This is a genomic window from Bradyrhizobium sp. USDA 336 (assembly GCF_044908355.1).
GTDB lineage: Bacteria > Pseudomonadota > Alphaproteobacteria > Rhizobiales > Xanthobacteraceae > Bradyrhizobium > Bradyrhizobium yuanmingense.
On sequence record NZ_JBIYDC010000002.1, the window covers coordinates 1,371,855 to 1,383,706 of the forward strand.

Genomic DNA, 11,852 nt, shown 5'->3' on the forward strand with positions numbered 1-11,852 from the left:
GACCCCACCATTGAGAGGCGAGTCGGCCGCGAGTGCATGATGCCTTGAGGCGCCGACGACCGCTCCATCTCATCTGCAAGAGGCCGTCACGCGACCATGCCGAGCGCCGGATTTGTCCACCTTCACGTTCACTCGGCCTATTCGCTGCTCAAGGGCTCGATCAAGATCGCCAAGCTCGCCGAGCTTGCCAAGAAAGACCACCAGCCGGCGCTGGCGCTGACCGACACCGACAATCTGTTCGGCGCGCTGGAGTTCTCCGACAAGATGGCGGGCTCCGGCATCCAGCCGATCGTCGGCTGCGAGCTCGCCATCGATTTCGGCGATCAGGATCCCAACGCGCGCAACGCGATGGGGCCGTCGCGCGTGGTGCTGCTCGCCGCGCAGGAACGCGGTTATCGCAGCCTGATGCGGCTGAACTCGCGCGCGTTTCTGGAATCTCCGGACAGCCATGCTCCGTTCATCAAGTTTGACTGGCTCGAAGGCGAGACCGAGGGCCTGATCGCGCTGACGGGCGGGCCGGACGGGCCGATCTCGCTGGCGCTCGCCGGCGGCATGGCCGAACTCGCCGGCGCGCGGTGCGAGCGTCTGGCTGCTCTGTTCGGCGACCGTCTCTACATCGAATTGCAGCGCCACAACGCCGAGAAGGAGCGGCGCGTCGAAGGCGGCCTGATCGACATCGCCTACGCCAAGGGACTGCCGCTGGTTGCGACCAATGAGCCGTATTTCGCGACCACTGACGATTACGAAGCGCATGATGCGCTGCTCTGCATCGCCGGCGGCCGGCTGATCGCCGAGACCGACCGTGTGCAGCTGACACCGGATCATCGCTTCAAGACGCGCGCCGAGATGGCGGTGCTGTTCGCCGACATTCCGGAGGCGCTGGCCTCGACGGTGGAGATCGCCGAGCGCTGCTCGTTCCGGCCGATGACGCGCAAGCCGATCCTGCCGTTCTTCACCGTCGGCGCCGCGGCGAGCTCGGACGCCGCCGCGGTCGAGGCGGCCGAGCTGAAGCGGCAGGCGGAGGAGGGGCTCGCCAACCGTCTGCGCGTGCACGGCCTCTCTCAGGGCACGACGGAAGAAGACTATAACAAGCGCCTGGCGTTCGAGCTCGACGTCATCATGCGGATGAAGTACGCGGGCTACTTCCTGATCGTGTCCGACTTCATCAAATGGGCCAAGGCTCACGGCATTCCGGTCGGGCCGGGCCGCGGCTCCGGTGCGGGCTCGCTGGTGGCATGGGCGCTCACCATCACCGACCTCGACCCGATCAGGTTCGGCCTGCTGTTCGAGCGCTTCCTCAATCCGGAACGCGTCTCGATGCCGGACTTCGACATCGACTTCTGCCAGGACCGCCGCGGCGAGGTGATCAGTTACGTGCAGCAGCGCTACGGCCGCGACCAGGTCGCGCAGATCATCACCTTCGGTACGCTGCAGGCGCGCGGCGTGCTGCGCGACGTCGGCCGCGTGCTGCAGATGCCCTATGGCCAGGTCGACAAGCTGACCAAGCTGGTGCCGCAGAATCCGGCGGCGCCGGTGACGCTGGCCGCCGCGATCGAGAGCGAGCCGAAGCTGCAGGCGTTCCGCGACGAAGATCCCGTAGTGGCGCGCGCCTTCGACATCGCCCAGCGTCTCGAAGGCCTGACCCGCCACGCCTCGACCCACGCGGCCGGCATCGTGATCGGCGATCGTCCGTTGAGCGAGCTCGTGCCGCTCTACCGCGATCCCAAATCCGACATGCCGGTGACCCAGTTCAACATGAAATGGGTCGAGCCGGCGGGCCTCGTCAAGTTCGACTTCCTCGGCCTGAAGACGCTCACCGTGCTCGACGTCGCCTGCAAGCTGCTCAAGCCGCGCGGCATCGATATCGATCTCGCCACGCTGCCGATCGACGACGCCGAGAGCTACCAGATGCTGGCGCGGGGCGAGGTGGTCGGCGTGTTCCAGGTTGAAAGCCAGGGCATGCGGCGGGCGCTGATCGACATGCGCCCCGACCGTTTCGAGGACATCATCGCGCTGGTCGCGCTCTATCGGCCGGGCCCGATGGCGAACATCCCGACCTATTGCGCGCGCAAGCACGGCGACGAGGAGCCGGAATATCTGCATCCCGTGCTGGAGCCGATCCTGAAGGAGACCTTCGGCGTCATCATCTACCAGGAGCAGGTGATGCAGATCGCGCAGGTGATGTCGGGCTATTCGCTCGGCGACGCCGACCTGTTGCGCCGCGCCATGGGCAAGAAGATCCGCGCCGAGATGGACAAGCAGCGCGACATCTTCGTCGCGGGCGCGGTGAAGAACGGCGTGCCGAAGGGGCAGGCCGAGACCATCTTCGAGCTGCTCGCGAAATTCGCCGACTACGGCTTCAACAAGAGCCACGCGGCGGCTTACGCGCTAGTGTCCTACCACACCGCCTACATGAAGGCGCATTATCCAGTGGAGTTCATCGCCGCGTCCATGACGCTCGATCTGAACAACACCGACAAGCTCTCCGAATTCCGCTCCGAGGCGCAGCGGCTCGGCATCAAGGTCGAGCCGCCGAACATCAACCGATCGGGCGCGACCTTCGAGGTCGGCGAGAACACGATCTACTACGCGCTCGCCGCGCTCAAGGGCGTCGGCATCCAGGCGATCGAGCAGATCATCGCGGAGCGCACCCGGGGCGGCCTGTTCACCTCGCTCGCGGATTTCGCCGCGCGCGTCTCGCCGCGCGCGATCAACAAGCGCATCATCGAAAGTCTCGCCGCCGCCGGCGCCTTCGACACGCTCGAGCCGAACCGGGCGCGCGTCTTTGCCGGTGCGGACGCGATCCTCGCCGCCTGCCAGCGCGCGCATGAAGCTGCGACCATCGGCCAAAACGACATGTTCGGCATGTCGGCGGATGCGCCGACCATCATGCTGCCGCAGGTCGAGCCGTGGCTGCCGGCCGAGCGGCTGCGCCGCGAATACGACGCGATCGGCTTCTTCCTGTCGGGGCATCCGCTAGACGATTACGCGACCGTGCTGAAGCGGCTGCGGGTGCAGAGCTGGGCCGAGTTCTCGCGCGCGGTGAAGACCGGCGCCACCGCCGGCAAGGTCGCCGCGACCGTGGTCTCGCGCATGGAGCGGCGTACCAAGACCGGCAACAAGATGGGCATCATGGGGCTGTCCGATCCCACCGGCCATTTCGAGGCGGTGCTGTTCTCGGAAGGCCTTGCGCAATATCGAGACGTGCTGGAGCCGGGCGCGGCCGTGCTGCTGCAATTAGGGGCCGAGCTTCAGGGCGAGGACGTCCGCGCCCGCGTGCTGCATGCCGAGCCGCTCGATGACGCCGCGGCGAAGACGCAGAAGGGGCTGCGCATCTTCCTGCGCGACACCAAGCCGCTGGACTCGATCGCCAAGCGGCTCGCCGGGCCCGAGATGGCGGCCGCCAACGGCGGCGTGCCGAAGGTCGGCAGTCCCGGCATCGCACCGCGCGGAAACGGCGACGGCGAGGTCTCGCTGGTGCTGATGCTCGACCTCGAGACCGAGGTGGAAATGAAGCTGCCCGGCCGCTTCAAGGTCTCGCCGCAGATCGCCGGCGCGATCAAGGCGGTGGCGGGCGTGGTCGACGTGCAGCAGCTCTGACATTGCGCGCATCGCTGCAAACCAAAGCTTAACTATTTGGCTCGCACCTGGTTTCAAAGTTGCGCCAGCGCAGCTATCAGTTGTCGTCTCGGCAATCTCGTTCGGACCGGAAACCACGGAAGAAAAACACCATGTGCGACCAATGCTCTGACGACCTGCATCAGCCGGTTACTCCCTCCCGGCGCGCCATGATGCTGTTGGCCGGTTCAGCATTTGCGTCCGCCGCCATTGGCGGCTCCGCGTTGGCCAAAGAGGCGAAGGCGCCGCCGAAGCCGCACAACGTGTTGTCGCCCGATGCGGCGCTGAAGCGGCTGATGGAAGGCAATGCGCGCTATGTCTCGGGCGTGTCGCGCCGCCACGACTTCAAGCACGAGCGCGAGGCGCTGGTCGGCGGCCAGAATCCCTACGCGGCCGTTCTGAGCTGCGCGGATTCCCGCATCGCGCCCGAATATGCCTTCGACAGCGGACGCGGCGACCTGTTCGTGTGCCGCGTTGCCGGAAATTTTGCCGGCGATGAGACCGTAGCGAGCATGGAGTACACTGTCGCGGTGCTCGGAACGCCCCTGATCCTGGTGCTCGGGCACGACAATTGCGGCGCCGTCGATGCGACGATCAAGTCGCTAAAGGACGACAAGCCGCTGCCGGGACACATCCCCTCGCTGGTCGCTGCGATCGCGCCGGCGGTGAAGGCGGCGGCGCAGCAGAGCGGCAATGCGCTCGACAACGCCATCCGCCAGAACGTCATGAACAACGTCGCCAAGCTGAAATCGGCCGCCCCGATCCTCAACGCGGCAGTCGAGCAGGGCAAGCTCAAGGTGGTCGGCGGCATCTATCGGCTGAGCACCGGGACCGTCGAGTTGCTCGCCCAGGGCTGAGAGCATCGGGCGTGGGATGGTCGCGCCTCTTCCAGGGAGAGGCCGGCCGGCGGATTATCCCGTTGACGCTCGACACAGTGGTCGCCGGATGCTGTTGCAACCAAGTGGTGTTTCCCACTAGGATGCTTCCGGGGAATTTCTGGGGGCGTGATGTTGCTGCGTGGACTGGTACTGTTCGTGGCCGCCTTGTTGCTGTGCGGCTGCGAAACCGCAAGGAGCGGGCTCGACTATGCGGCAGCAGAGCGAAAGATCGGCCCACCGAAAGCAGGGCAAGCACGTGTGGTCGTCCTGCGCGAAAAGGGCTTCGGCGGGATCGGCGATCCCGACTGGGCATTCAGCATCGATGGAATACCGGTCAAAGGTCTGAAGACAGGGACATACGTCTATGTCGATCGGCCCGCAGGGCAACATCAATTCGTGGCGGAAGAGGCAGCGCTCGGCGTCACGCGCGTGGACTTCACCGCGCGATCGGGCCAGACCTTGTTCTTCGTTGCGCGCTACAGCGAGCGAAAAAACGCGATGATCGCAAATTCGAGTACGGGATTGCTCGGCTGGGGCCTCACGCTCGCGATCACCTCTGGGTACAAAAATCAGGGGCCGCTGGATTTCATGCCGCTGGAGGAGCAGGCTGCGCGGACGACGGTTGCAGAGCTCCGACTGGCCGAATAGGCGAGCGGGAGGCGTTTGTTGGTTTCGGCATCGCGGCATGGCGTGAATTGAGGGCCAAAGGCGGGAAGCCCACCTCGTCTTGCATCTTACGCTGGGCTCGCGCAGGCAGCGGCGCGGCCATGTCGTCGCCTCAATCCGGTCATCTCGTTCAAGTGCCATTCAGCTCGCCGCGCGCCTGATACGCGGTGGCCACCTCAACGACAAAAGCGGGCACAGCCATGCGCGGGACGCTCAAAGTCTTTCTCTGCCTTCTCCTGCCGATGGTGGCCCTTGCCGCGGGCACGCCGCATCAGGCCCGCGCCCAGCAGCAGGAGAAGCGCATCGCGCTCGTGGTCGGCAACGGCGCCTATGCCAAATCGCCGCTGGCGACCACCGCGAACGATGCCGGCTTGATCGCGCAGACGCTCCAGGCGGCCGGCTTCGACGTGGTCGGCGCGCGCGATCTCGACGGCGACACGCTGCGCAAGAGCTTGCGCGATTTCATCCAGAAGGCCCAGGCGTCGGGCCCGGGCACCGTCGCGATGATCTATCTCGCCGGCTACGGCGTGCAGCTCGCCGGTGAGAACTATTTCATCCCGGTCGATTCCAACATCAGCCGCGACACCGACATACCGACCGAGGCCCTGCGCATCAGCGACTATGCGCGCCAGCTCGCATCGATTCCGCTCAAGGCCAATATCGTCGTGCTCGACGCAGCCCGTGCGCAGCCCTTCATCGAGGGCGGTCAGCCGATCGCGAGCGGTCTGGCGCTGGTCGAGCCCGAGGCGAACATGCTGATCGCCTTCAATGCCGCGCCCGGCACGGTGGCGCCGGAGGAGCCGGGGCCCTACGGCATCTACGCGCAGTCGCTCGCCGAGATGATCCGCACCGGCGGCTTGCCGCTGCCCGAGGTGTTCGAGCGCGTCCGCCTGCGCGTCAACGAGGCCTCCAAGGGTGCGCAGGTGCCCTGGAACGAGCAGAAGATCTCGGCGCCATTCTCGTTCTTCGAGCGCGCGCCCGATGCGCCGCCGGCGGCTGCGCCCGACCAGGTCGCCGCGATCCGGAGCAAGCCGATCCGCGATCTCGGCGTGCAGGACGCCTATGCCGCCGCGCTCGAGCGCGACACGCTGGCGGCCTATGAGGAGTTTCTCGCGGCCTATCCGAATGATCCGCTTGCCAAGCGCGTGATGGCGATCGTTGCCGCGCGCCGCGAAGCCATCACCTGGCGGCGGACTTACCGGACGGACACGCCGGAGGCCTATTGGTCGTATCTGCGCCGCTATCCGCGCGGGCCGCATGCGGCGGATGCGCGGCGCCGCCTTGCGATCCTCACCGCGCCGCCCGAGCCGCCGCCGACCTTCGCGATGATCGACTACGACGTGCCGCCACCGCCGCCGGAGGAGGTGGTCTATGTCGATCGCCCGGTGCTGTATTTCAGCGATCCCGATTTCGGTTTCGCGCCGCCACCGCCACCACCGGTCTATTATTTGCCGCCGCCGCCGCCTGATTTCGTCGTGTTGCCGCCGCCGCTGCCGGTGGTCGGCCTGTTCGTGCTGCCGCAGCCGGTGTTCGTGCCGATCCCGGTGTTCGTGAGGCCGCCGGTCTATGTCGCGCCGCCACCGAACAACATCATCTACCAGAACATCCACAATACCACGGTCATCAACACCGTCATCAACCGCCCACCGGCGCCGCCGCCGGCCACGGGGCCGGCGCTCGGATCTGGGATCGGACCTGGCAATCTGGCGCCGGCGGTTGCCGGCCGCGCCACGCCGGCAGGACCGGCCGTGCCGCAGGCGGTCGTTCAGCGCGCCGCCCTGATCCAGCAGGGCAAGGCGCCGATGCCGCCGAGCGCGACCATCCAGCCGACGGCGAGGCCCGGTATCGCGACACCAGCTCCTGCCAATGTCGCGCCTGGCACGACAGCGCCGCCGCCCGCCGGCGCCAAGCTGCCGCAGGCCAATACTGTACCGCCGCCGGGAGCTCCCGGCAGCCCGCCGGCCGGAGCGCCGCCCGCGACGGGCACCCCCAGCGGCACACCAAGTCCGACCGCAAACGCTCCCGCCGGCAGCGCCGCTACAACCCCGCAAGCGCTGGCCCCGACCAAGCCGCCGCCGGCCAATACGCTGCCGGTGCCGGGATCTTCGGGCAGCCCGCCGGCCGGAGCGCCGCCCGCGACGGGGACGCCCGGCGGCACGCCCAGTCCGAGCGCGAACGCTCCCGCCGGCAACGCCGCAGCAACCCCGCAAGCGCTGGCCCCGACCAAGCTGCCGCCGGCCAATACGCTGCCCGTGCCCGGCACCCCCGGCGGGCCGCCGCCGGCTAGGGCTGGGGCTGTGCCCGGGACCGTCCCATCCCCTGGCAAGCCCGCCGCCACCGCCACGGCGCCGAGCGGCAACGTTCCGCCGGCGCAGCCGAACGCGGCAACGACGCCCAATCACCCGCCGGCTTCCGGAACCGCGGCGAGCCCGTCCGCGGCCCTGCCCAGGCCGTCGGGGACAACGACCCAGCCTGCGCCTGACCTGCACGGCAGGCCGGGCGGGCCCCAGCCGGGCGCTTTGCCGCCGCCGAGCGCGGCCACCGGCAAGCCCGCGGCCCCGACTGCAGTCAAACCCGCGGCACCTCCGCCTCCGCCTGTAGCGGCGCGGACACCGTCCGGAGTTCAGGATCATCGGCCCGCGCCAGCGCCACCGCAGGCCGCCAGGCCCGCCGCTCCGCCGCCGCCTCCTCAGGCCCTGGCAAGGCCGACGCCGCCGCCTCCGCCGCGCGTTGCGCCACCTCCGCCGCCGCGAGCGGCGCCTCCGCCCGTGGCCGTGGCGCGGCCGGCGCCACCGCCACCTGTTGCCCGGCCGGCGCCGCCTCCGCCAGCGATGGCGCGGCCGGCACCACCGCCGCCGCCGGTTGCGCGGCCAGCGCCGCCGCCGCCACCACCTCCGGTCGCCCGACCGGCGCCGCCGCCGATGGCCGCCGCGCCGCATCCGGCGCCACATGCTCCTCCGCGGCCGGCCGGCCCGCCACCGAAGAGCTGCCCCCCGGGCCAGCCCAGGTGTTAGGAGGCGCAAGGGGCAGGGATGCGGGATGCGACAGCAGCCTAGAGGCCGTCCCCGAAGGCCGTTATTTCCTTGCTTCTGGCCGAAATGGCGCTATATAGCGCGCCATCTCACACGGAAACATGGCTCACAAGGCCGTCCGGTGGCAACCGGGGCGAGAACGCTCCGTTTTGCTCACACGTTTCCGGAGGAACCAACCGGAGAATTAGAACCATGGCACTGCCCGATTTCACTATGCGTCAGCTGCTCGAAGCTGGCGTGCACTTTGGTCACCAGTCTCACCGCTGGAATCCGAAAATGGCTCCGTTCATTTTCGGCACCCGCAACAACATCCACATCGTCGACCTCGCCCAGACCGTGCCGATGCTGCACCAGGCCCTCCAGGCCGTCAGCGACACAGTGGCCAAGGGCGGCCGCATCCTGTTCGTCGGCACCAAGCGCCAGGCGCAGGACGGCGTTGCCGACGCGGCCAAGCGCTGCGCGCAGTATTTCGTCAATTCGCGCTGGCTCGGCGGTACGCTGACCAACTGGAAGACGATCTCGGCCTCGATCAAGCGCCTGCGTCACCTCGACGACGTGCTCTCGGGCGGCGAAGCCAATTCCTACACGAAGAAGGAGCGCCTGACGCTGCAGCGCGAGCGCGACAAGCTCGACCGCTCGCTCGGCGGTATCAAGGACATGGGCGGTCTGCCCGACCTGATCTTCGTGATCGATACCAACAAGGAAGACATCGCGATCCAGGAAGCCCAGCGGCTCAACATCCCGGTCGCTGCGATCGTCGACACCAATTCGGACCCGAAGGGCATCACCTATGTGGTGCCGGGCAATGACGACGCCGGCCGCGCCATCTCGCTGTACTGCGATCTCGTCGCGCGTGCGGCGATCGACGGCATCTCGCGCGCGCAGGGCGATTCGGGCATCGACATCGGCGCTTCGGCCCAGCCGGTCGCCGAAGAGCTGCCGGCGGCGTCCTCGAGCGGCTTCCAGGGCCTTGCGGGTCCTCGCGGCACTGCCGACGACCTCAAGAAGCTCCCGGGCGTGTCGGGTGCGATCGAGAAGAAGTTCAACGATCTCGGCATCTTCCACTATTGGCAGCTCGCCGAGCTCGACCACGACACCGCGCATACGATCGGCGAGGAAGTCGGTCTGCCGAGCCGCGCGGATGCCTGGGTGGCCAAGGCCAAGGCGCTGACCGCGGAAGCGGAATAGTCAAAAAGAGCGATGGGTTGGCCGGATAGGGTCCGGCCACCATTTCAGTTGACGCGAATTCCTGAGATGGACCGCGGCGAGGCGATTCGATGCCGCGCCGCGGCAAACCGGCAGGCACAAAGGATTTTCAACGATGGCAACGATCACAGCTGCGATGGTCAAGGACCTGCGCGAATCGACCGGCGCGGGCATGATGGACTGCAAGGCCGCGCTCACCGAAAACGACGGCAACATGGAAGCGGCGCAGGACTGGCTGCGCAAGAAGGGCCTGTCCAAGGCCGCCAAGAAGTCGGGCCGCGTCGCGGCCGAGGGTCTGATCGGCGCGCTCACCAAGGGCACCAAGGGCGTCGTGGTCGAGGTCAACTCCGAGACCGACTTCGTTGCGCGCAACGGCCAGTTCCAGGGCCTCGTCAAGATGATTGCCCAGGTCGCGTTCGACGTCGGTGCCGACGTCGAGAAGATCAAGGCCGCCAAGGTCGGCGACGTCACGATCGAAACCGCCATCAATGATGCGATCGCCACCATCGGCGAGAACATGACGCTGCGCCGCGCCGCCCAGCTCGAGGTGAGCCAGGGCGTGGTCTCGCACTACGTCCACGGTGCCGTCATTGACGGCGCCGGCAAGATGGGCGTGATCGTGGCGCTGGAATCGCCGGGCAAGGCCGATGAGCTCGCAGCGCTCGGCCGTCAGATCGCGATGCACGTTGCGGCCGCCAACCCGCTGGCGCTCGATCCGTCCGGCCTCGATCCGGCCGTGGTCAAGCGCGAGAAGGACGTGCTGGCCGACAAGTACCGTCAGCAGGGCAAGCCCGAGAACGTGATCGAGAAGATCGTCGAGTCCGGCCTCAAGACCTACTACAAGGAAGTCTGCCTGCTCGAGCAGGCCTTCATCCACGACAGCGGCAAGTCGGTGGCGCAGGCGGTGAAGGAGGCCGAGGGCAAGGTCGGCGGCGCTGTGAAAATCGCGGGCTTTGTGCGCTATGCTCTCGGCGAGGGAATCGAGAAGCAGGAAAGCGACTTCGCGGCCGAGGTCGCCGCGGCCAGCGGCAAGAAGTAAGCGCCGGAAGTTCCTTCCGGCGTGCCGCCGGAAGCGGCGCCCGACAAGGAAAGTGCTCATGACTGATCCGGTCTATCGTCGCGTCGTGATCAAGCTGTCCGGCGAGTATCTCGCGGGACAGCAAGGCTTTGGCATCGATCAGCCGACCATCGACCGGGTTGCGGACGATCTGATCGCCGCCCGCAAGCTCGGTACCGAGGTCGCGGTCGTGATCGGCGGCGGCAACATGGTCCGCGGCGTCGAGGTCTCATCCCGCGGGGTGTCGCGCACCACCGGCGACACCATGGGCATGCTCGCCACCATGATGAATTGCCTCGCGCTGGAAGCGGCGATCGAGCGCAAGGGAACGCCGGCCCGGACGCTGTCGGCCTTCGTCATGCCCGAGATTTCCGAGCTGTTCACCCGCACCGCGGCACACAAATACCTGGCCGAAGGCCGGATCGTGCTGCTCGGCGGCGGGACCGGCAATCCGTTCTTCACCACCGACACGACCGCGGTGCTGCGGGCCGCCGAGATCGGCGCGCAGGCGGTCCTGAAGGCGACGAATGTCGACGGGGTCTACTCGGCCGATCCGAAGCAGAATCCGACCGCGACGCGGTTCGACCGCCTGACGCATTCGCAGGCGATCGAGGGCGGTTACAAGGTGATGGATGCGACCGCCTTCGCGCTTGCCCGCGAGACGTCGCTGCCTATCATCGTATTCTCGATCGCGGAGCCGGGCTCGATCGGCGCGATTCTGCGTGGCGTCGGCCACGGAACCATCGTCGCCGGCTGACGGCTCATCTGACGCGCCGAAAGGACGGTGCGGAGCGGTCGCCGGGATTTTGAAGGAGAAACGTGATGGCCACGGGTAATTTCGATCTCAACGAAGTGAAGCGCCGCATGCAGGGCGCCGTCGCCTCGCTCAAGCACGAGCTCGGCGGCCTGCGCACGGGACGCGCCTCCGCCTCGATGCTCGATCCGGTGCAGGTCGAGGCTTATGGCAGTCACATGCCGCTCAATCAGCTCGCCACCGTCAGCGTGCCGGAGCCGCGGCTGATCTCGGTGCAGGTCTGGGACAAGTCGATGGTCAAGGCCGTCGAGAAGGCGATCGTCGATTCCAATCTCGGCCTGTCGCCCGCGACCGAGGGCCAGGTGCTGCGCCTGCGCATTCCCGAGCTCAACGAGGAGCGCCGCAAGGAGCTGGTGAAGGTCGCGCACAAATATGCCGAAGCCGCCAAGGTCGCCGCGCGCCATGTCCGCCGCGACGGGCTCGACGTGCTCAAGAAGCTCGAGAAGAATCACGAGATGTCGGAGGACGACCAGAAGCGTCACGCCGACGAGGTGCAGAAGGCGACCGACGGCACCATCGCCGAGATCGACCAGTTGCTGGCCGCCAAGGAAAAAGAAATCCTCACCGTTTAAGGCACCGCC

8 protein-coding genes are annotated in these 11,852 nt (G+C 67.4%); all 8 read left to right on the forward strand.

What is annotated here, in order from left to right:
- The first annotated feature begins 96 nt into the window (after positions 1-96).
- The 8 genes from dnaE (at position 97) to frr (ending at position 11,843) form a co-directional block, all read left to right on the forward strand.
- Positions 97-3,600: a DNA polymerase III subunit alpha gene (gene dnaE / locus ABIA45_RS07380; protein WP_404540885.1), complete on the forward strand. Its 3,504-nt coding sequence runs from the start codon at positions 97-99 to the stop codon at positions 3,598-3,600.
- Positions 3,601-3,731: 131 nt separating this feature from the next.
- Positions 3,732-4,475, forward strand: a complete 744-nt coding sequence (locus ABIA45_RS07385) for a carbonic anhydrase (protein WP_404540887.1) — start codon at positions 3,732-3,734, stop codon at positions 4,473-4,475.
- A 150-nt stretch (positions 4,476-4,625) separates the two neighbouring features.
- Entirely contained in the window at positions 4,626-5,144 is a 519-nt protein-coding gene (locus ABIA45_RS07390; protein WP_275499779.1) for a hypothetical protein, read from the forward strand.
- A gap of 218 nt (positions 5,145-5,362) precedes the next feature.
- Entirely contained in the window at positions 5,363-8,176 is a 2,814-nt protein-coding gene (locus tag ABIA45_RS07395; RefSeq protein ID WP_404651553.1) for a caspase family protein, read from the forward strand.
- A 210-nt stretch (positions 8,177-8,386) separates the two neighbouring features.
- Positions 8,387-9,382 carry a 30S ribosomal protein S2 gene (locus ABIA45_RS07400; protein WP_157283591.1) on the forward strand — a complete coding sequence of 332 codons (996 nt, stop codon included), beginning with the start codon at positions 8,387-8,389 and terminating at the stop codon, positions 9,380-9,382.
- A gap of 133 nt (positions 9,383-9,515) precedes the next feature.
- Positions 9,516-10,439, forward strand: a complete 924-nt coding sequence (tsf, locus tag ABIA45_RS07405; RefSeq protein ID WP_157283592.1) for a translation elongation factor Ts — start codon at positions 9,516-9,518, stop codon at positions 10,437-10,439.
- Positions 10,440-10,497: 58 nt separating this feature from the next.
- On the forward strand, positions 10,498-11,214 hold the full coding sequence (gene pyrH, locus ABIA45_RS07410; protein WP_404651554.1) for a UMP kinase: 717 nt from the start codon (positions 10,498-10,500) through the stop codon (positions 11,212-11,214).
- Between the two features lie 65 nt (positions 11,215-11,279).
- Positions 11,280-11,843, forward strand: a complete 564-nt coding sequence (gene frr / locus ABIA45_RS07415; protein WP_025036556.1) for a ribosome recycling factor — start codon at positions 11,280-11,282, stop codon at positions 11,841-11,843.
- Positions 11,844-11,852: the final 9 nt, after the last annotated feature.